The organism is Promicromonospora sp. Marseille-Q5078 (assembly GCF_050315395.1).
Taxonomy (GTDB): domain Bacteria; phylum Actinomycetota; class Actinomycetes; order Actinomycetales; family Cellulomonadaceae; genus Isoptericola.
The window spans coordinates 4048975-4075843 of the sequence record NZ_JBNPQG010000001.1 but is presented as its reverse complement, the minus strand read 5'-3'; the positions used below and the strand labels follow the sequence as shown (position 1 = coordinate 4075843).

Sequence of the window (26869 nt, the reverse complement as noted above, 5' to 3'; positions counted from 1 at the left end):
CGGGGTCAGGCGTCCCGGGGGAGCGGCACCGCCCAGCGCAGCGTGGTACCGCCCGCGCGCCCCGGGCGGACCTCGAACGTGCCGCCGAGCTCCGTGGCACGGCGGGCGAGGTTGGCCAGCCCGCTGCGGGGCGCGTCGAGGGCGATCCCGGTGCCGTCGTCGACCACCGTCAGCACGAGGTCGTCGGTGGCGCGCAGCCGCACGTGGACCCGCGTGGCCCGCGCGTGCCGCGCCGTGTTGGACAGGCTCTCGCGCAGCACGGCGACGAGGTGCGCCGTCGTGGTCGACGGCACCAGCGCGTCGACCGGCCCCTCGAACCGGACGGTCGGGGCGAAGCCGAGGGAGTGCGTCGCGACCTCCACCTCGGCGAGCAGCAGCGAGCGCGTGGCGACGCGGCGCGGGGCGTCGCTGCCGGGGTCGCGGAGGTCGCGGATCGTGGTGCGGATCAGGTCGATCGTCTCGTCGATCTGGTCGATCGCCTCCCCGACGCGCGCGCCGAGGTCGCCCCGCAGGCCCCGGTCGAGCGGCCGGTCGTCCCCGAGGCGGCGGTCGACCGCCTGCAGGGAGAGCCCGGTCGCGTACAGCCGCTGGACGGCCAGGTCGTGCAGGTCGCGGGCGATCCGGTCCCGGTCGCGCACCACGGCCAGCCGGGCGGCGTCCGCGCGGCGCTCGGCCAGCTCGAGCGTCACCGCCGCCTGGTTCGCGAACCCGCCGAGCGCCTCGATGACGACGCCGCGGAACGGCTCGGCGCCCCGGACCTTGCCCACGACCAGCACGCCGAGCGCGCGCCGCCCCCGCCCGATGAGGGGGAACGCGGCGAGCGGACCCAGGCTGCCGTCCGGGTGGAGAGCGACCCGCGCCCGGTCGTCCGTCGCGGCGTCCGGGGAGACGACGGGCCGCCCCTCGGCGAACGCCTTCTCGCTGAACGACCCGGACTGCCGCAGCAGCTGCCCGCGCAGCAGCTCGGCCCGGAGCCCCACCGCCGACCGCACGGCGAGCGTGGGCGAGCCCCGGTCGCGGCCGTCGTCGTCCACCGGCACGGCGATCCCCGCCGTGTCGGCCCCCGCGACGGTGATCGCCCCCGTCGCGACGAGGTCGAGCACGGCGTCCGGGTCCTCCCCGGAGAGCAGCCGCCGGGCGATCTCGTCGTCGGCGCGCGACCACCGCTCTCGCAGCCGCGACTCCTCGTACAGGCGGGCGTTCTCGACGGCGAAGCTCGCCGCGGACGCGAGGCCCTCCAGGAGCCGCTGGTCGGTGGCGGTGAACTCCCCGCCGCCGCGCTTCTCGGCGAGGTAGAGGTTGCCGAACGGGGCCCCGTGGACCTGCAGCGGCACGCCCACGAAGCCGCGCATCGGCGGGTGGTGCGGCGGGAGGCCGACCGCGCGGGGGTCGGTGGTGATGTCCGGGATCCGCAGGGGCCGCGGGTCGCGGATGAGCTCGCCCAGGATCCCGCGCCCGGTCGGGTGCGGACCCACGGCCGTGATCTCGTCCTCCGTCATGCCCACCGTGAGGAAGCGGTCGATGCGCTTGTCGCCGCCGAGCACGCCGAGCGCCGCGTACCGGGCGTCGACGATCGAGGCGGCTGCTCGCACGACCCTGTGCAGCGTCGTCTCCAGCTCGAGGCCCCGGCCCACCGACGCGACGGCGTCCAGCAGGACGTCCACGTCCCGGGTCCGGCGGTCCTGCCGCGGGCTCACGCCTTCCACCGTAGTCCTCGATGCACCCGAAGGTCCCGATCGGGACCTTCGGCCCGGGGGTGAAGGCCGACCGGCAGGCGCACAGAGGCGTTCGGCACTTCCGGGCACGGCGCGGGTGGTGGCCCACTGGTCTCCGGGAGGGAATGCCATGGACACCAGCAGCACCAGCGGGATCGCGACGGACGTCGTGGTCGGCGTGGACGGCTCGGAGGGCGGGTACCACGCGATGGCGTGGGCGGCCGGGCAGGCCGCGCGCCTCTCGGCGAGGCTCGTCGTGCTCCACGCCTACGAGACAACCCTCGGGCTGGGGACCATGGCCGTCGCGGCGGGAACGCCGGACCCCCGGACCGCGGCCGATGCCCTCCTGGCGCGCGCGCAGGCACGGCTCGAGCGCGCGGCGCGTGTCGCGGCTCCCGCCTCCGACCGCGCCGACGTCGGCTGCGCGAGCGTCCGGGGCGACGCGAGCGCCGTCCTCGTGCACCAGGCGCGCCGCGGGGCGGTCGTCGTCGTGGGGCGACGCGGCGTCGGGACCTTCGACCGCGTCCTCATGGGCTCCGTCTCGTCGTCGGTGGCGGCGCTCGCCCCCGGCACGGTGGTCGTCGTGCCGCGCGCGGCGCGCGTCCTGGACCCGCGACGCGTGGTCGTCGCCGTCGACCCCCGCGACCCGTCGGACCGCGTGCTCGAGACGGGGTTCGTCGAGGCGGAGAGGCTCGGGGCGCCGCTGGTGGCGGCGCACTCGGTCGACGAGGGGCTGTTCGCCGGCGCCACCGGGGGCGACCTCGCCTGGCTCGAGCGGCTCCGCGCGGAGGCGCGGGCGGACCTGGAGGGCCAGGTCGCGCGCTGGGGCGAGAAGTACCCGGCGGTGCGCTGGTCGCTCGAGACCCGCGGCGGTCCGGCGCCTGGCTCGCTCCTGTCGCTGCTCCGCTCGGACGACCTCGTGGTCACCGGCGGACACGAGCAGGCGCGACGGGTCGGGCGCGTGCGCGGCTCGGTGCCCGACCGGCTGGTCCGGCACGCGCCGTGCGCGGTGACGGTGGTGCACCACTGAGACTTGCGGTCGTGCGCCGGTCGACTCCCCCGAGAGGCGCGCGGCCGCAGGAGCGTTGTCGGGCGTGGGTCGTCAGGCGTGGAGCGAGCGCTGCGACCAGCTCACGCCGAGGGCTCGGAGCACGTCCTGCGGGTCGCGGCGGGTGGCGTCGGTGTAGGCGCGCAGCGACATCACCGACGCCGTGAGCATGGTGGTGATGACCTCGCGCGCGAGGCGCGGGTCGTGGCTCGCCTCGTCGAGCAGCTCCTGCACCACGCGTGCCCGGATCCCGAGATCGGGCTCCGAGCAGGCCGTGAGCAGGGCGATCGTCAACGAGCCCGCATCCGTGCCGGGGTGGGTGCCGCCGGCGGTGCTCTGGTCGTCAGTACCCATGGCGTCCCCCTCCGCGGCCCGACGGGTTCCGGTCTACCGCAATCGCGGGGCCGCCGCACCCGGAACGGCCGCCCACCAGGGCCGACGGCGCGGCTTGCGGCGTCCGCGCGAGGCGGGGCAGGATGCCGCTCTGTCGAGCCTCCTCGGCACTTCCACCCAGGTCCGGGCGTCGCCCGCGGCCTGCCCCACGCGACGGGACGCGATGACGCTCTTGGCCACGACCCACCGCCGTGCTTCCTGCCGTGCTTCCCGCCGTGCGTTCCCCGCCCTGCTCGGCGCCGGCGTCGTGGGCGCGCTCCTGCTCGCGGGCCCGGCCGCCGTCGCGGACGAGGGGCTCACCGAGGAGTCGCACAACCGCTACGTGCTGCGGGCGAAGGACACCGAGGTCCGGGCGACCGTGACCACCACCATCGGGAACGTCACGCCGAACCGCGGGCTCACGTACTACTACTTCACGACCTACGCGATCCCGGTCCCCGCGGGCGCGGAGGACGTCCGCGCCGTCAGCGCCGGCTCGTCGCTGCCGGTGCGCCTGGAGGCCACGGAGGACCCGAGCACCCGGTACGCGGTGGCCACGTTCTCGCCGCTGCGGTACGGCAGCTCGCGCACCATCGAGTGGACCTACGTCGTCCCGGGCGAGCCCGTCCGCTCCGAGGACTACACGCGCGTGGGCGACGGGTTCGCGACGTTCGCGACCTCCGGTGTGGGCGACGCCGGGCACACGACGGTCGAGGTGGTGCTGCCCGCCTCGATGACGTTCGACGCCACCTCCGACGCCTTCGGCGCGAAGCGGACCGGCAGGACCGTCACGTACACGGCCACCGAGAACACGGACAAGGACGGCATCTGGGCGGTGGTCTCCGCCCGCGACCCGAAGAAGGCCGACACGACCGAGGTGCACACCGACGCGGCGGACCTGACGCTGCAGAGCTTCCCCGGGGACGAGCGCTGGTCGCGGTTCGTCGGCGACCGCCTGGAGGAGGGGATGCCCGTGCTCGAGGACCTCGTCGGCATGGCGTGGCCCGGCGGCCTCGACACGATCCGCGAGGACGTGTCGCCCAAGGTGCTCGGGTACGCGTGGTTCGACCCCGGCAACGACGAGATCGTGGTGCCGGAGGACCTGGACGAGGCCACGCTCTACCACGAGCTCGGGCACGCCTGGCTGAACCCGGACCACCTGAAGGAGCGGTGGCTGTCCGAGGGGATGACGGAGGTGGTGGCGCACCGCGTCGTCGCGCGCACCGGCGGCACCAGCGACCCGTGGGAGGCCCCGGACCGCGACGGGGACGCCGCCCTGCCGCTCTCGGCGTGGGACGCGAACCCGGGCGAGCTCGACGAGGACGTCGAGTCGTACGGGTACGCCGCGTCGTACACGGTGGTGCAGAAGCTGCTGGGCGGTCTCGACGACGACGCGTTCGCGGCCGTGGTCTCGGCCGCGCAGTCCGGTCAGAGCGCCTACGACCGGCCGGGCACCGACGGCGAGAACGGCGGCCTGACGGACTGGCGGCGGTTCCTCGACCTCGTCGAGACGCGCGGCGAGGTCGCCGGCGCGCCGAAGGCGCTGCGCACCTGGGTGCTCGACGCCGACCAGCGGGCGCTGCTGAAGGACCGGGCCGCCGCGCGCGACGCCTACGCGCGGGTGGACGGGGCCGACGGCGCCTGGTCGCCGCCGCTCGGGCTGCGCAGCGCGATGACGGACTGGGACTTCGGCGACGCGGCCCACGTGCGGTCCGCGCTCGACGGCGTCCCGGCCGCTGCCGCCGCCGCGCAGGACGCCGCGGACGCCGCGGGCGTCCCGGTGCCGGCCACGGTGCGCGCCGCGTACGAGGACGCCGACGCCGCGGCGGACTACGAGGAGCTCGCGCCCCTGCTCCGGCGGGCCGCCGACGTCACCACCCGGGTGGGCCGGGCGAGGGCGGCGGCCACGGCGGACCGCGACCCGCTGTCCGGGCTCGGCGCGCTCGCCCTCGACGTCGAGGACTCCGGGCACCGCGCGCAGGTCGCGCTCGCGGCGGGGGACCTCGACGCCGCCGCGGACGAGGCGGACGACGCCCTCGGCCGCGCCGACGCGGCGCCGTGGGTCGGTGCCGGGTTCGTCGTGCTGGTGCTCGGTGCCGCCGGCGGGCTGGTCGCGCTCGTCGTGCGGCGGCGGCGGCGGGGGGCGGGTGTCCCCGACGTCGGCGCGCCCGGCGACGACGCGCCCGGCGACGGGTCAGTCGTGGAGGATGCGCTGGAAGAGCGCGTGGTCCTGCCAGCTGCCGCCGATGTTCAGGTACCGGGGGGCGGTGCCGATCCGCTCGAAGCCGGTCCGCGCGAGCACCCGCTGTGAGGCGTCGTTGTGCAGCAGCGTGGCGGCCTGGACGCGGTGCAGCCCCAGGTCGTCGCGTGCGTGGCTGCACGCGACCTCCACGGCCGCGGTCATGATGCCGCGGCCGGCGAGCTCCGCGTCGGTCCAGTAGCCCAGGTGGGCGCTGCGGAACGCCCCGAGGACGATGTCGGAGAGGTTGACGCGCCCGACCACCTCGCCGTCGCGCTCCAGGACGAGCGGCACCGCCCGCCCGGCGCCGTGCGCGATGAGCTCCACGGGGATGCGCTCGGCGTGGTACCCGGCGTCGTAGAAGGCCTCCGGGCGCGCGGGCTCCCAGGGCTCGAGGTGTGCGCGGTTGCGCGTATACGCCGCGGCGAGGGCCGGGCCGTCGTCGCGGCGCAGCAGGCGGAGGGCGACGCCGTCGGGCAGCGAGGCGGGCAGCACGGACTGCGGCTTTTCGGGCTCGGGCACGACGGCGAGCCTAGCCCGCGGCCTGCTCCCGCAGGGCATCGAGCGCGGCGCGGAGCTCGTCGGCGACGGGCCGCTGCTGGCCGGACCCGATCCAGGCCTCGAACCCCACGCGGAAGGCGGCGACCCCGGCCTCGGCGACCATCGACGCGGCGGGCTCGGCGACCCCTCGGTCGCGCAGCGCCCGGGCCGCGGCGTCGCGCAGCGCGTCGAGCTTGAGGAGCTCGCGCTCCCGGAGGCGCGGGGTGGCGGCGACGACGGAGGCACGGCGGGCGGCGAGCTCGCGGCGCTCGTCGAGCGCCGACACCGCGCTCGCGAAGGCGTCGCCGACGACGTCGAGCGGGGCGGCGCCCTCGGGCGCCTCGCGGACGGCGGCCACGACGGAGTCCTCGAGCTCGTGCGAGCCGTCGAACAGCACCTCGCGCTTGTCGGCGAAGTGCCGGAAGTAGGTGCGCTCGGTGACGCCGGCGCGCTCGGCGATCTGCGCGGTCGTCGTCTGCTCGAACCCCTGCTCGGCGTAGAGGTCGAGCGCGGCGCGCGTCATGCGTCCGCGTGCGTCGGGTTCCCATCGGGCCATGCGGCACAGTCTAGTGATGACAGCGGCTGTCATCAGGTGTACCTTCAATGATGTCAGCAACTGACATCATTGAAGGAGAAACCATGCGCGTCTTCGTCACCGGAGCCTCCGGCTGGATCGGCTCCCACACCGTCCCCCACCTCCTCGCGGCGGGGCACGACGTCGTCGGCCTCGGCTACTCCGACGACTCCGCCCGCAGGGTCGAGGCCCTGGGCGCCGCCGTCCACCGCGGCGGCCTCGACGACCTGGAGAGCCTGCGGGCCGGCGCCAAGGGCGCCGACGCCGTCGTGCACCTCGCGTTCAAGCACGACTTCGACCGCTACGTGGAGGCCGGCCGCACCGAGCGCGCCGTCGTCGGGACCTTCGTCGACGAGCTCGCGGGCAGCGGCCGCGGCCTCCTGCTGGCGTCGGGCGTGGTCGGCGCCCCCGGCGTCGTCATGACCGAGAACGACCGCTCTGTCTTCTCCGGCCCGGACGCGCCCCGCGGCGGCTCCGAGGCGCTGGCCCTCGACGCCGCCGAGCGGGGCGTCCGGTCGGTGGCGCTGCGGTTCTCGGCCACGGTGCACGGGGTCGGGGACCACGGGTTCACGGCCGTGCTCACGCAGGTCGCGCGCGAGCGCGGCGTCTCCGGGTACGTCGGGGACGGCTCGGGCCGGTGGCCCGCCGTCCACGTCGACGACGCCGGGCGACTCGTCGCGCTGGCGGTCGACGGGGCGGAGGCGGGCACCGCGGTGCATGCGGTCGCGGAGGAGGGCGTGGCGTCCCGCGACATCGCGGAGGCGATCGGCCGCGCCGTCGGCGTGCCCGCGGTCTCCGTCGACCCGGCCGACGCGGCCGAGCACTTCGGCTGGCTCAGCCGGTTCTGGGGCATGGACGCGGTCGCGTCGAGCGCGATCACCCGCGAGCGGCTCGGCTGGGAGCCCACCGGCCCCACCCTGCTCGAGGACATCGCCGCCGGCGCGTACGGCCACGCGGTGCGCGGCTGACGGCGGAGCGAGGTCAGCCCTGCTGCTCCTCGTCGCGCAGGCGGGGCTCGGTGCGCTTGCCGGGCCGCAGCCCCGCCTTGTCGGCGTAGAACGCACGGATCGCGTCCATGTCGCCGCCGACGTCGCCGGTGAGCCGGAGCGTGGGGCCGAGGCCCGTGGTCATCGTGGTGCGGTCGACGTAGCCCAGCGTCACGGGCAGGTCGGCGGCGCGGGAGATGCGGTAGAAGCCGGACTTCCAGCCGTCGCCCGAGCGCGTGCCCTCCGGCGTGACGACGAGGTGGAAGACCTCGCCGGCCCGCACGCGCGCGAGCACGTCCTCGACCACGCTGCTGGGGTCGCGACGGTCCACCGGGATGCCGCCGAGCGCCCGCATGACCGGGCCGCGCCAGCCGGCGAACAGTGTGTGCTTGCCCAGCCACCGCACGTCGAGCCCGAGCCGCCACGCGATGGCGAGCATGAGCACGAAGTCCCAGTTGGACGTGTGCGGCGCTCCCACCAGCACGCCGGCCTGCGGCGGCACGGGCTCGCTGCGGAGGGTCCAGCGGCTGAGCCGCCAGTAGACGCCGGCGAGGGCCCGCCGCAGGTTTCTGAGCATCGGGCGACTCTACCGGCCGGCCAGCGCCGTGCCGGTGTCGGTGGGCCGCGGGACGCTGAGGACATGAGCGAGCACGCGCACGGCGCCGCCGTCCCGCTCCGCGTCGCCCTCGTCGGCTCGGGGGCGGGGAGCACCGCCGACCACGTCCTCACGGCGGTGGGGTCGGGCGCGCCGGGCGTCGACGTGCGCCTCGTGGTGGGCAACAACAGCCGGTCGGGCCTCTTCGAGGTCGCCCGGAGGCACGGGATCGCGACCGCGCACCTCAGCGGCGTGACCCACCCCGACCCGGACGACCTCGACGCCGCCGTCCTCGCGGCGCTCAAGGGGGCGGGCGCCGACGCGGTGGTGCTCGCGGGGTACATGAAGAAGCTCGGTCCGCGGGTCCTCGCCCGGTACGAGGGCCGGATCCTCAACACGCACCCCGCCCTGCTGCCGGAGTTCGGCGGCGCCGGCATGTTCGGCGACCACGTGCACGCGGCGGTACTGGCGGCCGGGCGGGCGACGTCGGGCGCCACGGTGCACCTCGTGACGGCGGACTACGACGAGGGTCCCGTCGTGGCGCAGGTCGAGGTGCCGGTGCTCCCGGACGACGACGTGCCCGCGCTGCGCGCTCGGGTGCAGGCGGCGGAGAAGGCGCTCCTCGTGGACGTGCTCCGGACCTGGCGGCCCTGAACCCTCCCGGAACGCCCCGCGGGCGTCGCGCCGGGCGCCCTACCCTCAGCCCAGCGCGGCCAGCGCGAGCACCCCGGCCGTGACGGCGAGCGGCGCGATCATCGCGCCCTGGGTGACGACGCGCCGCACCAGGCCCGAGGGCACGGCGAAGCTGTGCCGGCGGTACTGCTGCAGCCAGAGCAGGGTGGCGAGCGACGCCCACGGGGTCACCAGCGGGCCGGCGTTCACGCCGACGAGCAGTGCCGCCAGGCGTGCGTCGTCGCCGGTCACGGTGGGGGCGAGCGCGAGGTAGGCGGGCAGGTTGTTCACCGCGTTCGCCGACGCGGCCCCGACCGCGGCGACCTGGGCGAGGCTGCCGGCGTCGTCGCCCTCGCCGACCAGCGGGGCGAGCAGCTCGGTGAGGCCGTGCGCGTGCCACGTGCCGACCACCGCGAACAGGCCGGCGGTGACGACGACCGTGCGCCAGGGCACCATCTGCCGCACGGGCACCAGCAGCGGCGCGCGCCGCCACCACGTCGCGGCACCGAGGGCGACGACGGCGCCCAGAGCGGTGGGCAGCACCGGCAGCTCGGCCGCGAACCCGGCGCCCATGAGGAGCACCACGACGGCGGCCACGCGCAGGAGGACAGGGTCGCGCGGCGCGCGGCGCTCCGGCACGACGAAGCGGCCGCGCAGGGCCGGCGCGTGCAGGACGGCGAGCGCGGCCAGCACCACGACGAGCACCGCCACGGCGGGCGCGGCCATCACGCCGAGGTAGCCGGCGTCGAACGACGGCGCCGCCATGAGGTTGGTGAGGTTGGAGACGGGCAGCAGCAGGGACGCGGTGTTGGCGAGCGCGAGCACGGTGAGCGCGAGGGGGAGCGGGTCCCGACCGACGCGGCGCGCGACGGCGACGACGGCCGGCGTGAGCAGCACCGCCGTCGTGTCGAGGGACAGCACCACCGTGCACCCCGCCGCCACGGCCGCCACGAGGAGCCACAGCCCCGCCGCGCGGCCGCGGGACAGTCGGGCGGCGCCGTCGGCGACCGCGTCGAACAGCCCGGCGCCGGCGCAGAGCTCGGCCACGACCGTGAGCAGCACGACGAACCCGAGCACCGGGCCGGTCAGCGCCGCGAGGGACCGGGCCTCGTCCGCGGGCAGCGCGCCCGTCAGCGGCAGCGCGACGACGAGCAGCAGCGCCGGCACCCACAGGGGCGGGAGGAGTCTTCTCGCCGGTCGGCCGGGGCCGGTCACGGCCGGCTCGCGGGGCGTGTCACGGGGCCGAGCGTAGACGGCGGCCGAAAGTCGGAGGTAGCGATCGCCCCGGTGCCGGCAACTCAGGGGTATGAGCACTCGACGTCGACGCCCCGGGGACACCTCGCCCGGACTGCTCTTCGTCCTCGTGGCGGCCGGCGGGGGCACCGTGTGGGTGGTGTGGACCGGTGTGCTCATGCTCCTGGACGCGTCCCGGCCGCCGACGGCCGGCTGGGTCTGCACGCTGGCGGGCGTCGTCGCCCTGGTCGCGATCGCGCTGCTGGTGGCGTCCCTCCTGCGCGGGCCGACGCACATCGTGGCGCACGACGACTCCGGCGCGCGCTGGTCGCTGCGCGCGGCGCCCGTGCCCCTGCGGCTGGCGAGCTCTGCGCCCCTCGCGCAGGGCTCGCGCGGGGAGGCGCTCGCCGCGCAGGTCGTCCGCGCCGCGACGCGGGCCGGCGCGCGCCGCGTCGACCACGCGCGCGCCGTGCTGGTGCTGCAGCAGATCCTCGAGCTCTCGCAGAAGCCGCCGACGACGGGCCCGGGCTCCTCCGGCGACGAGGCGGAGTGGGCGCGGGTGCGGGCGACGGTCGTGGACCTCGCGCTGCGGGCGTCCGACCACCCGCCGCACCCCGTCACCCTGCTGCCGTGGCAGGAGCACCTGGCCGCACCGCGCTGAGGACGTCAGAGTCCCGCGGCGGCGTCGGACGCGGCCAGCACCTCCGCGACGAGGCGGTGACCCTCCGCCTCGAACCCCTCGTCGCCCACCCGGTACGCCCACGCGGCGGTCCCGATCGCCTCGCGCACGCGGGAACGGAACCACGCCGCGGGCTCGCGCGGGTCGCGCCCGTACCCGGCGAGGAACGCCTCCTCCGCGCCGGGATGGCGGCGGAACTCGCGGGTGGCCAGGCGGTCGAGGTCGCTCATCGCGGGCCGGAGGGCGGCGCGGCCGAGGTCGATGACGCGCACGGTGCCGGCGTCGTCCACGAGCCAGTTGCGGCCCTGCCAGTCGCCGTGCGTCGGGACGAGGACGGCGGGCGGCGTCGGCCAGGAGCGGATCAGCGCGCGCAGCCGCTCGACGTCGTCAGCGGCGATGCGGTGCTCGCCGGCGAGCCAGCGCTCCGACCCCGCGTTCGCCCGGGCCTCGAAGTCCGGGTCCTCGACGGCGCTCTGCGCGTGCAGCGCGGCGAGCAGCCGCCCGGCCTGCTCGTACGTGCGCGGGTCGGCCGCGGCGGGGTCGTCCTGCACCAGGCGGCCCGGCTGGTAGGTGGTGACGAGCAGCCTCGCGTCCGCGTCGGCGTGGACCAGCCGGCCGACCCGGTCGCCGGCCGGCTCCGCGGCCAGCCACGGACCGGTCCACTCGCGGTGGGCCCGGACCTCGCGCGCGATGTGGTGGTCGCTCGCGCCGCCGGCCTTCACGACGTACGTGCCGCCGCCGGCCGCGACGCGCAGCACCGTCGTCTCCCCCAGGCCCCAGCTCATGTCCGCCTCGACACGGAGGCCCGGCAGCCACCCGGACAGCAGGCCCTGCTGCCGGTCGGAGAGCGGCCGCAGTGCCGGGTCGTCGTGGGTCATCCGGGCAGGCTAGCGGCAGCGCCCGCCCGGTCGTCCTCTCGGTCGCTCAGCCCCGGGCGCCGCGGGCGGTGATGCCGCGGTTGGTGTCCGCGATCGACGCCCGCTCGTCCTCCGACAGCCCGCCGCGGCGCAGGATGCGGCCGAGCACCTCGCTCTTGAGCAGGATGTACTCGTCGATGTCGGACGCCGTGCGTGCGGCCTGCCGCTTGACCGCGGCGTACTCGTCGCGCAGCCCCGGGTCGGCGCGCAGGGTGTCGCGCACGGCCAGGTGGTTGCGCAGCGACAGGGTGCCCTCGACGACGACGTAGGTGTGGGTGGGGGCGAAGCGCTCGGGCGGGTCGAACGCGTAGCGGTCGGCCACGCCGAGGTCCCCGCGCGGCACGAAGCCGATGCTCTCGAGGGCGTCGGACGCGCGCTCGACGTCGCTCCCGGCGACGACCACGTCGACGTCGATCACCGGCTTCGCCGCGAGCCCGGGCACGGAGGTGCTGCCCACGTGCTCGATGCCCCGGTACGGCACCCCGGCGGCCTCCAGGGCGCGGGCGTAGGCGGCCCGCAGCTCCTCGAAGCGCGCGGGCCATCCCGGCTGGTACTCCACGACGTCGACCATGGGCTCACCGTAGCGATCGGGGAGTCGTGCCCGTCCCCGTCGTCCGACGGGCGTCGGCCACCGCGGCGACGCCCGCCGGGTACGGCAGCGCCTCCGCGAGGGCCGCGGCCTCCGCGAGGACGCTGCCGGCCCGGTCCCGGTCGCCGAGGCGGTCCAGGGCGACGGCGTGGACCACCTGCGCGTCGACCTCCGCGAGCCGCTCCCGGGCGGCCCGGGCACGCCCGGCCTCGACCCCGGAGAGCTCGAGGGCGCGGCCGGCGTCCCCGGCGGCGAGCGCGCACCGGGCCGCCAGCGCCGGCACGGCCTCCGCGGCGCCGTCGAGGGCCCGCAGGGCGTCCTCGGGTCGCCCCTCGCGCAGCGCGAGCTCCGCGAGGGCGGTGCTGGCCTCGTGCAGGGCCTGCCGGTCGGCGAGCCGCGCGGCGGACGCGACGGCCCGGTCGAGCAGCGTCCGGGCGTCGGCCGTGTCGCCCGCGACGGTGCGGACCCGGCCGAGCACGGCCAGCGCGTACGGCAGGATCCACTCCGCCTCGCCCTCCGCGCCCGCCACCGCCTCCTCGGCGAAGCAGCGGGCGGTCTCGACCTCGGCCAGGAGCAGGTGGAGCTCGGCGAGGTTCGCGCGCTCGAACGCCACGGACACCGGGTCGCCGGACTGCGCGACCAGGTCGAGGGCACGGCGGCCGATGCCGATGGCCTCGCCCAGCCGCCCGGCCCGCCGGGCGTTCTCCCGCTGCGACGACAGGATGTTCCCCAGGAGCGTCGGGTCGCCGTACGCCTCGGCGTGGGGGAGGGCCGTGTCCGCGGCGTCGCGGGCCTCGCCGACGCGGCCGGCCTTCCCGAGGTTCGCCGCGCGCAGGGCGTAGGCCCGCGCCAGCAGCCCCTCGCGGGCCGCCCCCGGCACCCGCGCCACGACCAGCAGCGCGCGGTCCGCCGCCGCGACCCCCTCGTCGTGCCGCCCCTGCCTGCTCAGCAGGGTGGACCGGGCCAGATGATGGGCGGCGGCCTGCTCGGGGGACGTGCCCGGTCCTGCCGGGTGACGCCGCAGCGTTTCGGCCGCCTGCTCCCGGTCCCCGGTGCGGGCCAGCATCTCCGCGAGCCGGGCCGCCGCGAGCACGGTGCCGTCGTGGTCGCCGCGGCGGACGAGCTCGGCGAGCGCGGGGCGCAGCACCTCGACCGCCTGCTCGAACTGGCCCATGCGGTGCAGCACCTGGCCGTGGTCCAGCCGTGCCCGGGCGGCGTCGACGTCCAGCCGCGCGACGAGGTCGCGGTAGTACCGGTCCGCCGTGTCGTTGGCGAACAGGGAGGCGGCGCGCTCGGCGGCGCGGCGCAGGTACTCGGCCGCCCGGGGGTCGTCGGTGCGCGCGAAGTGCGCGGCGAGCACGTCCACGGCCTCGGGCCGACGGCGCAGCACCGTGCCGGCGAACGCGGCGTGCAGCTGGCGGCGCCGGACGGCGCTCAGGCTGTCGTAGCAGGTGAGCCGCACCAGCGGGTGGCGGAAGGCGAGCCCCGGCTCGGGGCGGCCGTCGACGACCACGGTGCGTTCCTCGACGAACGCGGCGGTGAGGGCCTGCTCCACCGCCTCCGCGGCCGCGGCCCCGACCAGCGGCGGGTGCAGGCCCGTGGCGGCGACGTCCAGCAGCTCGGTCAGCGCCGCCTCGGCCCCGGCGGCGGACAGGGCCTCGACGACGCGGCGGGCGCCCGGGTCGAGCCGGCCCAGCCGCTCGGCGACGAGCTGGCGCACCCCGGCGGGGGCGACCGCGTCCGGGGGCGTGGCCGCGCCGTCAGCGCCGTCAGCGCGGTCCCCGCCGGCCCCGTCGTCTCCGGCAAGACCCCGGGCCAGCTCGACGGCGAACAGGGGGTTGCCGAGGGACAGCTCCCACACCCGCCCGAGCCGGGCGCCCGCGTCTCCCGCCTCCGCCGTTCCGGCCGTCGCGCCCGCGAAGTCCGCGGCGACGGCGAGGCAGGCGTCGCGGTCGAGCCGGTCGAGCTCCTCCCGCACCGCCAGCCCGCCCCGGACGAGGGACGTCAGGCCGGTGCGGCGGGGGTCGCCCTCGGGCAGGTCCTCCGCCCGGAACGTGACGAGGAACCGCAGCGGCGTGCCCGCCCGCGCCGCCCGGCGGGCGAGGTGGCCGAGGAGCTGGAAGGAGCCGACGTCGGCGGCGTGCAGGTCGTCCAGGACCACGAGGACGGCGCCGGTACCGGCGAGCTCGTCGAGCAGCGCCGCCGTGGCGCGGAAGAGCCGGTCGCGCTCGTCCTCGGGGCTCCGGCCCGGCCCGCCGGCCCGGCCGAGCGAGGGCAGGAACGCGGCCAGCTCCGGGTGCTCGGACCCGACGCGGGCCCGCGCGTCGGCGTCCCGGTCGGCGAGCCAACCGTCGAGCGCCTCGGCGAACGCCCCGTACGGGGTGTGCCCCTCGGCGTCGTGGCCGCCGCCCCACAGCACCGCCGCCCCGTCGGCGGCGGCCCGCCGCGCCGCCTCGGCGACCAGCCTCGTCTTGCCGACGCCCGCCTCGCCCGTGAGCAGCCGGACGGGAGGCCCGTCGGGGGCCAGGAGCCGCTCGAGCGCGGCGTCGCGCCCGCGCAGGGGCGACGCCGAGGGCGCGCGCAACGGCGCGGGGAGCGCAGGACCGGCGGGGGCCCCGGCCGGGGTCGTGTCGAGCGCCAGCCGGTGCAGGCGCTCCGTCTCCGGGCCCGGCCGCACGCCGAGCTCGGCGTCGAGCGCCTCGCGGCACGCGTGGTACTGGTGCACCGCGCGCCGGCGCAGGCCCTGGCGCACGTACGCCTCGATGAGGACGCGGTGCGCCAGCTCCTCCGCGGGGCTGGCGGCGAGCACCTGCTCGGCGGCCGCGACCGCCTCGGGCAGGTCGCCGTGCGCCAGGTGGGCCGCCGCGAGCGCGAGCTGCACCTGCTCCCGCAGCATGACGACCCGGTCCCGGCGGGCCTGGGCCCAGGTGGCGTAGCGGTCCTCCGGCAGCAGCTCGCCGGTGAACAGGGCCAGCGCGGCGGTGAGGTCCTCCGGCTCACCGGAGGCGAGCGCGGCGCGGGACGCGGACTCGGCGTGGTCGGCGTCGATCCACACCGTCGCGGGGTCGAGCCGCAGCAGCGCGCCGTCGGCGACGAGGTACGAGGACGCCGCGCGTGGCGCGAGCTCGGGCTCGAGCGCGTGCCGCGCGGCGTGCAGGGCCACCCGCAGGCTGCCCACGGCGGCCGACGGGTCGGCGTCCGGCCAGCAGACGTCCGTCGCCTGCTCGCGGTGCAGGCGGTGGTCCGGGACGACGGCGAGCAGCTTCACGAGCGTGCGGGCGCTGGGCCGCGGCCACCGCTCAGGCAGCTCGGGGCCGCCGTCGCGGGTCACCCGGAACCCGCCGAGGAGATGCAGCCGCAGCAGAGGTGCGGTCATGGGGTGGAACTGTAACCGAGCACGACGAGGACCCCCCGACCCGGGGAGCGGGTCGAGGGGTCCGGTTCAGCGGCGCCTCAGGAGAGCTTGAACGTCGTCATCTGGTGGGTGTTGTCGTCCAGCGACAGCACCCGGCTGCCCAGCTCCTGGGCCATGCGGTCGTACCCGTGGTGGTCGAAGCCGAGCGAGATCAGCTCCTCCCCGCCGTCCCCGTCGAGGTCGGTCGCGAGGCAGTTGCGGCCGCCCAGCGACTGGCCGCTGCCGACGGCCGACTGGAACGAGTCGCCCGAGGTCAGCTGCGACGGGTCCCAGGCGCCGACGCCGCCCTCGGTCCCGCCCGCGACCAGCGTGCGGCCGCCGGGGCCGGTGATGAACTGCGCGCCGCGCAGCGGGTGGATGACCGAGCTCCTGGTGTCCGCGCCGTCGGCGCCGAACCCGCGGAAGGTCCCGAAGCTGAGCGCGTACAGCGGGCTCACCTCGTCGTCGATGAAGAAGTTGTCGTGCGACCACGGGCTCCCGGTGAGGCCCTGGTGGAGCAGCTCGCCGGTGCGCCCGTCGCGGATCTCGACGACGACGCGCGGAGTGGCGGTGGAGAGGTCGCCCGTCGTGGTGGGGTCGGTGCGCGCGATCCACGTGTAGACCACCGCGTGCCCGTCCGCGTAAGGGATGTTCGGCGACGCGAAGACGGCGTTGCGCAGCAGCGCGCCGTGCAGCTTGCCGTCGGCCGCCGCGGCAGGCGCCACCGGGTCGGCCGCCCAGACCTCGGCGCCGGTCGTCCCGTCGAGGGCGACGCCGTTCTCGACCGAGTCGTCCAGCCCGAGCGCGCCCACGCTGGTGTACTGCGTGTACACCCGGCCGTCTCCGGTCGCCGTGTCGGAGAAGACCACGGCTCCGGCCGCCTCGGGAGCCGAGTAGGTCCACACCGTCTTGCCGCGAGCGTTGTACGCCCGCAGCGCGTCGGTCGGGACGAGGACCTCGTCCTTGCCGTCGCCGTTCACGTCGGCCACGGTCACGGAGCGCACGTACTGCCCGGCACCGTCGATCGTCGTGAGGACGTTGCCCGTGGCGCCGTCGAGGACGACGGTCGCGGTGTCCGCCGCGACGACCACCTCGGGCTTGCCGTCGCCGTTCACGTCGCCGGTCTCGACGTCGTGCACCTCGCCGGGGACGGTGGCACGCCACAGCTGCTTCGGCGCGCCCTTGACCAGCGACCTGCCGGTCCAGGCCCACACCCCGTTCGAGGTGCCGCCCGCGGCGACGTCGTCCTTCCCGTCGCCGTCGAGGTCCGCGGCGGCGGCGACGTTCAGGTCGCCCTGGAGCGGCGTGAGGTCCTTCTGCTTGCCCTTGGCCACGGTGTAGGTGCGGATGTTCTGCCCCTGGTCGACCACGCGGACGTAGTCCGTGCCGCCCGAACGGTAGACCTGCTGGAACATCGGCGAGGCGGCCGTGCCCTCCTGGCGCCACGTGGTCTTGCCCGCGCTCGTGTAGGCCGTGAGGGTGCCGTAGCGCAGCCCGCCCGGGTTGTCCGCCGTGGTCATGCCCTCGTCGTCCTGGGACGACGCGACCAGGAGCCCGCCGACGGCGTCGAGGCTCCAGGTGCTGGGGGCGTCGCCGTGGTTGGCGGAGTCACGCTTGGTCGTCGAGCTCCACCGGACGGTGGAGCCGTCCGCGCCGCTCAGCGCCCGGACGGTCGCGGCGTTGACGTACAGGTTCGCGTCCAGCGTGGACTCGCTGACCGCGTACTCCGTGCCCCCGCCCGCCGCCACGTCGCCGACGGTCATCGCCGTCGCGAGCGCGTTCACCCGGGTGCTCAGCACGGTGCGCTCGCCGGTGGCGAGGTCGTAGGCCACGACGGCGTACTTCACGGCGTCGGACGAGTCCGCCTGCTCCAGGGCGACGACCCGGTCGCGGGCGGCGTCGAGGTGGAGCTGGCGGCCGTACAGGGCGGCGCCGGACTCCCAGGTCACGGAGCCGTCGGCGACGTCGAGCACCAGCGTGGTGCCGTGCGCGGAGACCGCGTCGGTCTTGCGCTGGTTCCAGGAGACGGCGACGTGCCCGTCACCGAGGTCCTCGACCGCACCCCACGAGGCCGGTCCGGCCTCGGCGGTGTCGAACGTCCAGGTCTCCGACGGCGTCAGGACGCCGTCCGCGGACGTGAAGCGGATGCCCGTGAGCGTCGCCGTGGCGGTCGCGGGGGCGTACTGGTTGGTCCGCGGGGCATCGGCGACGAGCAGGGTGCCGTCGACGATCTTCACCATCGAGGCGTACGCGTACACCTTCGACCACGCCGTCGCGCCGGTCTTGCCGTCCAGGACGGTGACCAGGGTGCCGGCCTTCATGGTCGTGCCGGGGATGGTGGCGCCGACCGGCGGGTTCATGCCGACCGCGGCCGAGAAGACGAGGTCGGGGGTGCCGTCCCCGGTCAGGTCGCCCGTCGTGTACCCCGCGTCGGAGGTCGGAGAGAACGGGCTCACGGCGTTGTAGCCCATGAGCACGTTCGGCGGGTACATGGTCTTCTCCCACACCCGTGCGGGCTTGACCCCCCAGTCCGCGTACTCCGAGGCGTTGGTGCGCTCCCAGACGGTGGTGCCGTCCGGCCTGTGCAGCTGGACGTTGCCCAGGCTGTGGAGCGTGAAGTACTGCTGCCCCTTGGCGGGGAGGGTGACGGCCAGGCCCCGCACGCTCTCCAGCGTCGAGGTCGCGGTGAACGTCACCGGGGTCTTCGGGTCGACATCCGCGTCGGCGGCGGCCCCGGCGTCGTCCGCGGACTCCGCGGTGCCCTCGTCCGCGACGTCGCCGTACAGCCCGGCGCCCATGCGGTCGGCGAGCTCCTGCGCCTGGTCGGCGGTGAGCTTCAGCGTGGGGTCGTCGTCGGCCGCGAGCGCCTGCGGCGCCGCCGACAGGACCAGGCCCGCCGCGACCAGGGTGGAGGCGAGCTGCGCGGCCCGCCTGGATCGGGTGATTCTCATGGTCAGGCTCCCGGGGTGAAGCGGATCGCCGAGCCGTCGGTGAGGACGGCCTGGTCGTAGGAGTACTGGACGGCGTCGGTGCCGGTCTGGTTCTCGATGCCGACGGTGGCGCCGGCTCCGGCGCCGGGCACGGACCGGTACTGGAAGGTCACGTCGCCGCCGGCCTCGTCGAAGACCGCCTCGAAGGTGACACGGCTGCCGTCGGAGACGAGCTTGGCCTTGGTCCAGACGACGGCGAACTTCCGCGCCCCGACCTTGCCCTTGACGGCCGTCTGCACGCTGGACTTCTTGTCGAGCGTCAGGTCGTCCCAGAACGGGGCGGCGATGCCGTCGGGCGCGGAGGCCTGCGGCAGCGCCGTGTTGTCGTAGTCGCCCAGGCGCGGCTCGAGGAAGTTGATCAGGCCGTTCGTCGTGACCGACGCGCTGGAGTAGTCGACCCCGTACAGGCTGACCCAGAACGGCAGCGAGATCGTCGCCGCGTCCTCGTCGCCGCTCAGGGCGACGGTGCTCGCGCCCCTGATCCAGGAGTACTCGGCGGGGGCGCAGCTGTTGCCGAAGGAGTCCGTGAGGGCCGGGAGCCGGACCGTGCGGGTCTCGTCGGCATCCACGGTGAGGCTGGTCCGGGAGATCCCGTTGCACAGCACCGGGTCGGAGGGCTCCACCGTGAGGGTGTAGGTGCCCTCGGCCACCGCGGGCACGGTGAACGAGCCGTCGGCGCCGGAGGTCACGGCGTCGAGGGGCGTGCCCGCGACCGTGACCGTCGCGCCCGCCAGCGGCTCGCCGGTGACGTCGAGCACGGAGCCCGACACGGCGTGGGTCGCGACGGGGGCGAGCTTGACGTTCTTCGTCACCGGGGTGCCGGTGACGAGCTCGAGGCCAGACACCGTCGTGGCGCCGTACCCGTAGCCGCTGAACGAGAGGTTGTAGGTGCCCGGCACCAGCGAGATCTTGTAGGTGCCGTCCGCGCCGGTGGTGATCGTGCGGGTGCCGACGGCGGAGGTGGTCGTGGCCGTGACCGTGACGCCCGGCAGGGCGGCCCCGGTCTTCTTGTCCGTGACCGTGCCGGTGACCGTCACTGCGGTGTGCGGGGCCCGGTCGACCGAGGCGAGGATGTCGAGCTTGCCCTCGCCCCACACGTTGTTCGCGTCGGCGGTGCCGCCGCAGTGCGTGTCGTCGACGTCGCGGGCGCCGGCGTTCAGCAGCTCGCGGGTGCCGTCGATGTCGCCGATGAGCGACGGGGCGGCCGACCACAGCAGGGCGACCGCGCCGGCGACGTGCGGCGTCGCCATCGAGGTGCCGTTCTCCGCCAGGTACGACGATCCCGGCCAGGTGGAGCGCACGTTGACGCCCGGGGCGGCGATGTTCGGCTTGGACGAGCCGTCGATCAGCGACGGGCCGAAGCCGGAGAACGAGGCGATCGTGCCGTTCGCGTCGTAGGCGCCGACGCCGTAGGCCGGGGCCTGCGCGCCGGGCGCCTCGCTGGTGGAGCACGTCGCGCCGTCGCCCTCGTTGCCAGCGGCGAACGCCTCGAAGATGCCCGCGGAGTTCCAGGCCTCGATGATGTCCTGGTAGAAGGTGGTCTGCCCGCCGCCCCAGGAGTTGTTGACGATGTTCGGCGCCAGGTCGGGGCGCGGGTTCTTCCCGGCGGCGTCCGTCGGGGCCAGGATCCACTGGCCGGCCTTCAGCAGGGACATGTCCGAGCAGGACGACGTCTCGCAGCCCTTGGCCGCGATCCACGTCGCGTTCGGTGCGACGCCGATGCCGTTCTCGGCGACCATCGTGCCCATCGTGTGGGTGCCGTGGCCGTTGTTGTCGCACGGGATGCCGCTGGTGCCGCACTCGCCCGTGGCGTCGTAGAAGTTGTAGTCGTGCGTGAACGTGCCGTCGCCGTTGTTGCCGCGGTAGTTCCCCACGAGGTCCGGGTGGTCGTACTGGACGCCGGAGTCGACGTTGGCGATGACGATGCCCTCGCCGCGGTCGTCGTAGTTCGTCCACACGTCGTCGGCGTTGATGTCCGCGACGCCCCACTCGGGAGCGTCCTCGGACGACGTCACGGCCGTCGTGGCGGTCCCGACGGCGGTCTCCGTCTCGTCGAGGTGGTACGTCTGCTGCTTGACGATCGTGGCGACGTCGGAACGCTTCGCGAGCTCGGCGACGAGGTCCGCGTCGCCCGTGACCTGGACCGCGTTGGCGATCCAGAAGTCCTCGTGGCCCACCTTCTGCTCGTCCAGGAACGACGTGAGCGAGCGCTGGCTGGTCTCGGCGTGCGCGCGCAGCTCGGTGTAGGTGGCCTTGGCCCGCGCCGCGTGCGAGCGCTTGGCCTTCGGGGCGGTGAGGTCGGCCTGGTCCTTGAGGACGACGAAGAAGGTGGCGTCCTTGCCACCCTTGACGGCGCTGGTGAGCGCCCGGTCGACCTTCGGGGTGTCGGTGTCCGCGGTCGTGGTGGTGGCCACGGCGGTCAGGGGGCTGGTCAGCAGGGCGGCCGCGGTGAGCGTGGCCGCCGCCCAGGCGGCGCGTCGCCGTCGGGGCGGTCGGGGCTGAGGCATCGGTGTGCGCTCCTCGAGAGCAGGTGCAGGGTGCCTGCACGCTAGAGAGCGGCCGTTACTGAGCCATTACCGGTCCACGCCGAGGGCCCGCAGTCAGTCCTCGTGCCGCGAGCCGTCGTCGAGGTACCAGACCAGCCGCGCCGCGTCCCAGGCCTCGTCGCCCACGATGGTGCTCCACGCGACCCAGAACCCGTCGGACAGCTCGGCAGGGATCTCGGTGCCGTCCGGCGTCATCAGCTCGACGCTCACGACGTCCTGGCCCGCGAAGCCCGACAGCATCCTGGCGGTGTCGGTCGACCCGCCGCTCTCGACCCTCGCCACGTCACTCGGCGGGGCGACGTCGGCCTGGCCGCCTATCGCGTTGAGGGACGTGTAGGGCGGGTCCGCGTCCTGGAGGCACACGACGAGCTCACGCCGGTCGTTCATCATCGCGGTGAGCCCGAGGTCGTCGTACCGCTTCTCGATCAACGGCCGGAGGCCGGGGACGTCCGGGCCGTCGGTACACGCCCGCCGCCGCTGCTCGGTGAGCGTCGTCGCAGGCTCCCCGTCCTCGGGCCAGGCGGAGTCGAGCGGCAACGACCGTACGGCGCCGTGCTCCCGCCAGAGGAGCGAGACTCGAGCGTCCGGCGGCACGCGGTCGCCGGGCAGGAAGACGGACCAGCCATAACCGTCCCGGACCACGTCGACGACGAGCGCGGAGTCGGGCGATCCGGCGTCGTGCGGTGGCTCCACCTGGAGCCGGACCGCACTGGCTCCAGAGCCCACCGAACCCCAGGCGACGTACCACTCGTCGTCCGACACCCCGCCGACGGAGGCCTTCCCGTCCGACACATCGGGCGGCGGCTCCGTCCACAGGTTGCTTGTCGAGGTCGTGCCACCGGCGCCACTCGTGTACGAGCAGAACCCTGTCATCCCTGCGGGCGACCGCAGCAGCGTCAGGTCGGTGCCGTCGACGGTCTCCTGGGCGAGCAGGCTCCAGGCGGGGTCGAGGTCGAACCCGTCGGGGACCGCCGACGCCGTGAGATTCGCGGCGCACGAGTCCGCCGGAGAGGCCGGGCCGGGCGCGGGGCTCGGCGCCAGCACCAGACCGACCGCGACGATGCCGACGACGCCGGCCGCGGCCGCACCGAGCTGCACGCGGCGTCGGCGACGCTCCCGGGCGGTGCGACCTCGGCCGAGCGGCACGACGACGTCGTCGTCGAGCAGGGGGACCGGGACGCCGTCGCCGACGCCGACGCCGTCGTCGCCGTGGCGGGCGCGGGCCTCGCCGAGGTCGAGCACGTGCGCGCCGCCGACGCGGCGGCTGCGGGAGGGGCCGGTCCCGTCGTCCGTGCCGTCGACGACCGCGTCGAGGGCGGCGCGGGCGGCGTCGAGCCGCTCCGGGTCGGGGGACGTGGTGGGGGCGAGGCGGGCGAGGCGCTCGTCGATGGCTGCGGGGCTGCCTGCGGGGCTCATGCCGACCTCCTGGAGGGCGCGTCGGTCGGCGCGGGGGAGCGGGTGCCGTCGTGGACCGTGGCGCCGTCGGAGAGCGCGGCGAGGCGCCGCCGGGCGCGGTGCAGCCGCACGTGGAACGTCGCGGTGCTGCAGCCCGCGACGTCGGCGGCGTCGGTCGGCGCGAGGCCGTCCCACGCGACGAGCAGGATCGCCTCCCGCTCCCGGTCGGAGAGGCGGGCCAGCGCGCGGAGCAGGGCGTCGCGCTCGACGGCGAGCGCCTCGGGGGCGGCCTCCGGCAGCGGGGCGGACGCCTCGAGCGCGGCGAGCTCGTCGTCGAGGGTGCGCCGCCGCCGGGCGGCGCGGTGCGCGTTGCGCACGAGGTTGCGCGCCACGACCAGCAGCCAGGGCAGCGCCGGGTCGGGGACGTCGTCGATGCGGCGCCAGGCCACGAGGAAGGTCTCGGAGAGCACGTCCTGCGCGGTGTCCGGGTCGGTGTGCCGCCACAGGTACGCCTGGACGCGGACGGCGTGCGCGCCCCACAGGGCGGCCAGTCGTTCGCGCGGGGCGGCCGCGTCGTCGGGGGTGCTCACACCACGTAGTGTCGCCGGGCGCGCGGCTCTTACATGCCAATCAGCTGGTCGAGCCTGTCGAGACCTGGTTTCGACGGGCTCAACCGGCGGTTTCGACAGGCTCAACCAGCGGGTTCGACAGGCTCGACCGGCGGTCTCGACGGGCTCAACCGGCGGAGGTGGCGGGGCGTTCGCCGGGCTTGACGGCCAGCACGGGGCACTCGGCGGTGAGCAGGATGCGCTGCGCGACGCTGCCCATCAGGAGCTTGCCCACCGGGCTGCGGTGCCGCAGGCCCACGACCACCAGCCGCGCGGACAGCTCGGCCGCGACGTCGAGCACCTGCTCCGCGACGTCGCGACCCATCTCCTGCCGCACGACGTGCGGCAGGCCGGTGCCCCGCAGCCGCTCCGCGAGCTCGGCGAGGCCGCCGGGGGCCGCGTACCGCTCGTCCACGAGGGCGTCGCCGCGGGTGCCGTTGACGACCGCGACGCCGCGCCCGCCCTCCTGGGCCCAGGCGAGGCCGTGCTCCAGCGCCGCGTCGCCGAACTCGTCGGGCGTCCACGCCACGACCACCCAGCCGGTCGGCGTCGTCGTCTCGTCCGTCGTCACCGCTGGGCCCCTTCCGTCACGGTCTCGGTCTCGGCGTCCGCCGCCACGTCGGCCTCCTCCCGCGCCCGCCACCGCGACAGCAGCGGCCGGGCCAGCAGCACCAGCGCCATGACCACGTAGATCGCGATGGCCAGCGGCTCGCTCCACAGGATGGCGGGGTCGCCGCCGGAGATGGTCAGGGCCTCGCGCAGCTTGGTCTCCATGAGCGGGCCGAGGATGACGCCGAGGATGAGCGGCAGCACCGGCAGGCCGAACCGCCGCATCGCCATCCCGAGCAGGCCGAACACCAGCAGCAGCCCGATGTCGAACGGGTCGAGGTTGGTGGCGTACGCACCGAGGCAGGCGAAGAACAGGATGCCCGCGTACAGCTGGGGGCGCGGGATGCGCAGCAGCCGCGCCCACAGGGGCGCCAGTGGCAGGTTGAGCACCAGCAGCAGCAGGTTGCCGACCAGCAGGCTCGCCAGCAGCGTCCACACCATGTCCGCGTGCTCGGTCATGAGCTGCGGGCCGGGCTGGATGCCGTAGCCCTGCAGCGCGGACAGCATCACGGACGCCGTCGCCGTCACGGGCAGGCCGAGCGCCAGCATCGGCACGAGCATGCCCGCGGCGGACGCGTTGTTCGCCGCCTCGGGGCCGGCGACGCCCTCGATCGCGCCCTTGCCGAACTCGTCCGCGCCGGGTCGGGCGCGGCCGCGGGTCCTGCCGGTCCGGCGCCGGGCCAGGCTGCGCTCGGTGATGTACGACAGGAACGTCGGGAGCTCGGCGCCACCGGCCGGCAGCGCGCCGAACGGGAACCCGTACGCGGTGCCGCGCAGCCACGGCTTCCAGGATCGGCGCAGGTCCTCGCGGCCGAGCCACGGCTGCCCGACGGGCACCACCTGCGCGGGCTTGCGGCGCAGGTGCGCGGCCACCCACAGGGCCTCGCCGAGGGCGAAGATGCCCACGGCCACCACCACGATGTCGAGACGGTCCACGAGCTGCGTGACGCCGAACGTGAGGCGCGGCTGCCCGGTGTTGAGGTCGAGCCCGACGAGGCCGATGGTCAGGCCCAGGAACAGCGACAGGAAGCCGCGCAGCGGGCTCGACCCGAGCACGCTGGTGGTCATCACGAGCGCGAGCACCATGAGCGCGAAGTACGACGGCGCCCCGATCTCGACGGCGACGTCGGCCAGCGCGGGCGCGAACATCGCGACCAGCAGCGTGCCGATCGTGCCCGCGACGAACGACCCGACGGCGGCGGTCGCCAGCGCCTGCGCGCCGCGTCCCGCCCGGGCCATGAGGTTGCCCTCGAGCGCCGTCATCACGGAGGCCGACTCGCCGGGGGTGTTGAGCAGGATCGACGTGGTCGACCCGCCGTACATGCCGCCGTAGTAGAGCCCGGCGAACATGATGAACGCCTGCGTGGGCTCCAGCCCGAACGTCACGGGCAGGAGCAGGGCGATCGCCATCGCGGGCCCGATGCCGGGCAGCACGCCGACGAACGTGCCGAGCAGCACGCCCACCGCGGCGTAGGCGAGGTTCATGGGGGTGAGGGCGGCGCCGAGGCCGTCCCACAGCAGTCCGAGGTTCTCCATCAGGTCACCGCCTCACAGGATCCCGTCGAGGACGCCGGGGGTGAGCGGGATGCCCAGCCCGACGACGAAGCCGTACCAGCTGCCCACCGCGAGCACGAGGCCCACGAGGACGTCGCGCACCAGCGTGCGGCTGCCCAGCGCCCAGGCCGCGCCGGCGAAGAGGATGGCGCCCGCGAGCGCCCACCCGAGCCAGCTCACGGTGGCGATGGTCAGCAGGATGACCCCGACCAGCTTCAGCACGGTGGGCCAGTCGGCGCGGCTGGTGAGGTCCACGTCCTCGCCGGCCTCCGGCTCCGGGCGCGAGCCGCGCGCCGTCGCGACGGCCAGCAGCGCGCTCGTCACGACGAGCCCGGCGCCGATGACGATCGGGAAGACGCGCGGGCCGACCGGGTCGGCGAACCCGACCTCCAGGCTCGTCGCGTCGTACACGGTGTACGCGCCGACGACGAGCAGCACGGCGGCCAGGCCGTACTGGGCGGCGTCGACGCGCGGCGTCCCGGCCGGGCCGGGCCCGTGGTCGGCGGGCCCCGCGGCGGGGGTCTCCACGTCGGTGCTCACAGCAGGTTCAGCTCCCTCAGGGTGGTCGAGACCCGCTCGTCCTGCTCGCGCAGGAACTGCTCGAAGTCGTCGCCGGTGACGAAGGCGTCCGTCCAGCCGTTGTCGGCGAGAGCCTGCTCCCACTCGGGCGAGTCGTGCATGCGGGTGAGGTGGTCGATGAGCCGGTCGCGGGCCTCGTCGCTGATGCCCGGCGGGGCGACGACGCCGCGCCAGTTGGTGAAGACGAGGTCGATGCCGCTCTCGGTGAGCGTCGGGACGTCGTCGAGCGCTCCGCCCCGGATCCGTTCGTCGCCGGACACGGCGAGCACGCGCAGCTCGCCCGCCTCGATCTGCCCCTCGAACTCGGCGAGGCCGGAGAACCCGACCTGGATCTTGTGCCCGAGCAGCGCGCTGGTCAGCGGTCCGCCGCCGTCGTAGGACACGTAGCGCACGTCCTTCGGGTCGACGCCCGTGGCCTTGGCGAGCTGCATGGGGAACAGGTGGTCGGGGCCGCCGGGCGACGAACCGCCGCCCACGACGACGGAGCCCGGGTCCTTCGTCCAGGCGGCGACCAGGTCGTCGACGGTCCGGAACGGCGAGTCGGCCGGGACCAGCACGCCCTCCTGCTCCTCGATGAGCTGGGCGAGCGGGGTCGCGTCGTGCGGGCGGGCGTCCACGCCGAACGAGTAGGTGGACCCCACCACGCCGAGGCCGAGCGTCATCATGAGGCGGTCGTTGCCCGCCTCGCCCATGAGGCGCGACATCGCGACCGAGCCGCCGGCGCCCAGGATGTTGGTGACCTGGATGTCGCCGCCGGTGATCCCGTCGCGGTCCAGGACGCCGACCGCGGCGCGGCCGGTCTGGTCGTAGCCGCCGCCGGGGCTGTTGGGGATCCACATGTCGAGGTCGGCCGAGTCGTCGCCGCGCGTCACGCCGCACGCGGCGGAGACCGCCACGAGGGTCGCGGCGAGGGCGGCGGCGACGGCGGCGCGCGCGCCGCGTCGTCGGCGGGATGTCGTCGTCGACACCGTGTACTCCAGACTGTCGGTGCTGCGGGGCGGCTGTGCCCCGGGTGAGATCGTCACAGGTGACCGC

Annotated in this window: 22 protein-coding genes; 5 read left to right on the top strand and 17 right to left on the bottom strand. The window is 75.7% G+C overall.

Translation table 11 applies throughout. The features are described 5' to 3' along the window. Positions 1 to 5: 5 nt before the first annotated feature. Positions 6 to 1697 carry a sensor histidine kinase gene (locus tag ACQFYA_RS18755; protein WP_499126672.1) on the bottom strand — a complete coding sequence of 564 codons (1692 nt, stop codon included), beginning with the start codon at positions 1695 to 1697 and terminating at the stop codon, positions 6 to 8. Between the two features lie 148 nt (positions 1698 to 1845). On the opposite strand from ACQFYA_RS18755, the gene ACQFYA_RS18750 reads away from it, so the two are divergent. After that, a complete protein-coding gene (locus tag ACQFYA_RS18750) occupies positions 1846 to 2745 on the top strand; it encodes a universal stress protein (protein ID WP_499126670.1) in 900 nt (299 codons plus the stop codon). Positions 2746 to 2817: 72 nt separating this feature from the next. On the opposite strand, the gene ACQFYA_RS18745 is transcribed toward ACQFYA_RS18750, so the two are convergent. Beyond that, positions 2818 to 3117: a hypothetical protein gene (locus ACQFYA_RS18745; RefSeq protein WP_499126668.1), complete on the bottom strand. Its 300-nt coding sequence runs from the start codon at positions 3115 to 3117 to the stop codon at positions 2818 to 2820. 202 nt (positions 3118 to 3319) lie between these two features. On the opposite strand from ACQFYA_RS18745, the gene ACQFYA_RS18740 reads away from it, so the two are divergent. Then, positions 3320 to 5446: a gluzincin family metallopeptidase gene (locus ACQFYA_RS18740; protein ID WP_499126666.1), complete on the top strand. Its 2127-nt coding sequence runs from the start codon at positions 3320 to 3322 to the stop codon at positions 5444 to 5446. On the opposite strand, the gene ACQFYA_RS18735 is transcribed toward ACQFYA_RS18740, so the two are convergent. Continuing rightward, positions 5330 to 5896, bottom strand: coding sequence for a GNAT family N-acetyltransferase (locus tag ACQFYA_RS18735; protein ID WP_499126665.1), 567 nt, complete (start codon positions 5894 to 5896; stop codon positions 5330 to 5332). The genes ACQFYA_RS18740 and ACQFYA_RS18735 overlap by 117 nt on opposite strands. A gap of 10 nt (positions 5897 to 5906) precedes the next feature. Next, positions 5907 to 6470, bottom strand: a complete 564-nt coding sequence (locus ACQFYA_RS18730) for a TetR/AcrR family transcriptional regulator (RefSeq protein WP_499126664.1) — start codon at positions 6468 to 6470, stop codon at positions 5907 to 5909. Positions 6471 to 6553: 83 nt separating this feature from the next. Between ACQFYA_RS18730 and ACQFYA_RS18725 the strand changes: the two genes are divergently transcribed. Continuing rightward, positions 6554 to 7456, top strand: coding sequence for an SDR family oxidoreductase (locus tag ACQFYA_RS18725; RefSeq protein ID WP_499126662.1), 903 nt, complete (start codon positions 6554 to 6556; stop codon positions 7454 to 7456). Between the two features lie 13 nt (positions 7457 to 7469). Here the strand turns inward: ACQFYA_RS18725 and ACQFYA_RS18720 are convergent, their stop codons facing one another. Then, positions 7470 to 8051 (bottom strand): 1-acyl-sn-glycerol-3-phosphate acyltransferase, encoded by a 582-nt coding sequence (locus ACQFYA_RS18720; protein ID WP_499126660.1) that lies wholly within the window; start codon positions 8049 to 8051, stop codon positions 7470 to 7472. Between the two features lie 63 nt (positions 8052 to 8114). On the opposite strand from ACQFYA_RS18720, the gene purN reads away from it, so the two are divergent. Then, positions 8115 to 8723: a phosphoribosylglycinamide formyltransferase gene (gene purN, locus ACQFYA_RS18715; RefSeq protein ID WP_499126659.1), complete on the top strand. Its 609-nt coding sequence runs from the start codon at positions 8115 to 8117 to the stop codon at positions 8721 to 8723. 45 nt (positions 8724 to 8768) lie between these two features. Here the strand turns inward: purN and ACQFYA_RS18710 are convergent, their stop codons facing one another. Beyond that, positions 8769 to 9956 carry an SLC13 family permease gene (locus ACQFYA_RS18710; protein WP_499126658.1) on the bottom strand — a complete coding sequence of 396 codons (1188 nt, stop codon included), beginning with the start codon at positions 9954 to 9956 and terminating at the stop codon, positions 8769 to 8771. A 91-nt stretch (positions 9957 to 10047) separates the two neighbouring features. Between ACQFYA_RS18710 and ACQFYA_RS18705 the strand changes: the two genes are divergently transcribed. Continuing rightward, positions 10048 to 10635, top strand: a complete 588-nt coding sequence (locus ACQFYA_RS18705) for a hypothetical protein (RefSeq protein WP_499126657.1) — start codon at positions 10048 to 10050, stop codon at positions 10633 to 10635. Positions 10636 to 10640: 5 nt separating this feature from the next. Here the strand turns inward: ACQFYA_RS18705 and ACQFYA_RS18700 are convergent, their stop codons facing one another. From ACQFYA_RS18700 to ACQFYA_RS18650, 11 genes are all read right to left on the bottom strand, one after another. After that, the gene (locus tag ACQFYA_RS18700; protein ID WP_499126656.1) at positions 10641 to 11531 is read right to left on the bottom strand and encodes a phosphotransferase family protein; all 891 of its coding nucleotides are present in this window, start codon (positions 11529 to 11531) and stop codon (positions 10641 to 10643) included. 46 nt (positions 11532 to 11577) lie between these two features. Further along, complete coding sequence (locus ACQFYA_RS18695; RefSeq protein ID WP_499126655.1) at positions 11578 to 12141, bottom strand: GrpB family protein; 564 nt, start codon at positions 12139 to 12141, stop codon at positions 11578 to 11580. Between the two features lie 4 nt (positions 12142 to 12145). After that, a complete protein-coding gene (locus ACQFYA_RS18690) occupies positions 12146 to 15535 on the bottom strand; it encodes an ATP-binding protein (protein ID WP_499126653.1) in 3390 nt (1129 codons plus the stop codon). Positions 15536 to 15612: 77 nt separating this feature from the next. Next, positions 15613 to 18504, bottom strand: a complete 2892-nt coding sequence (locus ACQFYA_RS18685; RefSeq protein ID WP_499126652.1) for an FG-GAP repeat domain-containing protein — start codon at positions 18502 to 18504, stop codon at positions 15613 to 15615. A 2-nt stretch (positions 18505 to 18506) separates the two neighbouring features. Then, positions 18507 to 21050 (bottom strand): S8 family serine peptidase, encoded by a 2544-nt coding sequence (locus ACQFYA_RS18680; protein WP_499126651.1) that lies wholly within the window; start codon positions 21048 to 21050, stop codon positions 18507 to 18509. A gap of 93 nt (positions 21051 to 21143) precedes the next feature. After that, the gene (locus ACQFYA_RS18675; RefSeq protein WP_499126650.1) at positions 21144 to 22505 is read right to left on the bottom strand and encodes a hypothetical protein; all 1362 of its coding nucleotides are present in this window, start codon (positions 22503 to 22505) and stop codon (positions 21144 to 21146) included. Beyond that, positions 22502 to 23074 (bottom strand): RNA polymerase sigma factor, encoded by a 573-nt coding sequence (locus tag ACQFYA_RS18670; protein WP_499126649.1) that lies wholly within the window; start codon positions 23072 to 23074, stop codon positions 22502 to 22504. The genes ACQFYA_RS18675 and ACQFYA_RS18670 overlap by 4 nt, the downstream gene beginning before the upstream one ends. A gap of 145 nt (positions 23075 to 23219) precedes the next feature. Next, positions 23220 to 23663, bottom strand: coding sequence for a universal stress protein (locus ACQFYA_RS18665; RefSeq protein ID WP_499126647.1), 444 nt, complete (start codon positions 23661 to 23663; stop codon positions 23220 to 23222). Then, a complete protein-coding gene (locus tag ACQFYA_RS18660; protein WP_499126645.1) occupies positions 23660 to 25237 on the bottom strand; it encodes a tripartite tricarboxylate transporter permease in 1578 nt (525 codons plus the stop codon). Before ACQFYA_RS18660 ends, ACQFYA_RS18665 begins: the two co-directional genes overlap by 4 nt. A gap of 12 nt (positions 25238 to 25249) precedes the next feature. After that, a complete protein-coding gene (locus ACQFYA_RS18655; RefSeq protein WP_499126643.1) occupies positions 25250 to 25795 on the bottom strand; it encodes a tripartite tricarboxylate transporter TctB family protein in 546 nt (181 codons plus the stop codon). After that, positions 25792 to 26802 carry a Bug family tripartite tricarboxylate transporter substrate binding protein gene (locus ACQFYA_RS18650; protein WP_499126641.1) on the bottom strand — a complete coding sequence of 337 codons (1011 nt, stop codon included), beginning with the start codon at positions 26800 to 26802 and terminating at the stop codon, positions 25792 to 25794. The genes ACQFYA_RS18655 and ACQFYA_RS18650 overlap by 4 nt, the downstream gene beginning before the upstream one ends. Positions 26803 to 26869 lie beyond the last annotated feature (67 nt).

Bases quoted from the DNA above. Each gene is read 5' to 3' on its own strand.
- ACQFYA_RS18750 (WP_499126670.1), top strand. From the start codon at position 1,846: ATGGACACCAGCAGCACCAGCGGGATCGCGACGGACGTCGTGGTCGGC.
- ACQFYA_RS18745 (WP_499126668.1), bottom strand. From the start codon at position 3,117: ATGGGTACTGACGACCAGAGCACCGCCGGCGGCACCCACCCCGGCACG.
- ACQFYA_RS18740 (WP_499126666.1), top strand. From the start codon at position 3,320: ATGACGCTCTTGGCCACGACCCACCGCCGTGCTTCCTGCCGTGCTTCC.
- ACQFYA_RS18730 (WP_499126664.1), bottom strand. From the start codon at position 6,470: ATGGCCCGATGGGAACCCGACGCACGCGGACGCATGACGCGCGCCGCG.
- ACQFYA_RS18725 (WP_499126662.1), top strand. From the start codon at position 6,554: ATGCGCGTCTTCGTCACCGGAGCCTCCGGCTGGATCGGCTCCCACACC.
- ACQFYA_RS18720 (WP_499126660.1), bottom strand. From the start codon at position 8,051: ATGCTCAGAAACCTGCGGCGGGCCCTCGCCGGCGTCTACTGGCGGCTC.
- purN (WP_499126659.1), top strand. From the start codon at position 8,115: ATGAGCGAGCACGCGCACGGCGCCGCCGTCCCGCTCCGCGTCGCCCTC.
- ACQFYA_RS18705 (WP_499126657.1), top strand. From the start codon at position 10,048: ATGAGCACTCGACGTCGACGCCCCGGGGACACCTCGCCCGGACTGCTC.
- ACQFYA_RS18700 (WP_499126656.1), bottom strand. From the start codon at position 11,531: ATGACCCACGACGACCCGGCACTGCGGCCGCTCTCCGACCGGCAGCAG.
- ACQFYA_RS18695 (WP_499126655.1), bottom strand. From the start codon at position 12,141: ATGGTCGACGTCGTGGAGTACCAGCCGGGATGGCCCGCGCGCTTCGAG.
- ACQFYA_RS18690 (WP_499126653.1), bottom strand. From the start codon at position 15,535: ATGACCGCACCTCTGCTGCGGCTGCATCTCCTCGGCGGGTTCCGGGTG.
- ACQFYA_RS18685 (WP_499126652.1), bottom strand. From the start codon at position 18,504: ATGAGAATCACCCGATCCAGGCGGGCCGCGCAGCTCGCCTCCACCCTG.
- ACQFYA_RS18680 (WP_499126651.1), bottom strand. From the start codon at position 21,050: ATGCCTCAGCCCCGACCGCCCCGACGGCGACGCGCCGCCTGGGCGGCG.
- ACQFYA_RS18675 (WP_499126650.1), bottom strand. From the start codon at position 22,505: ATGAGCCCCGCAGGCAGCCCCGCAGCCATCGACGAGCGCCTCGCCCGC.
- ACQFYA_RS18660 (WP_499126645.1), bottom strand. From the start codon at position 25,237: ATGGAGAACCTCGGACTGCTGTGGGACGGCCTCGGCGCCGCCCTCACC.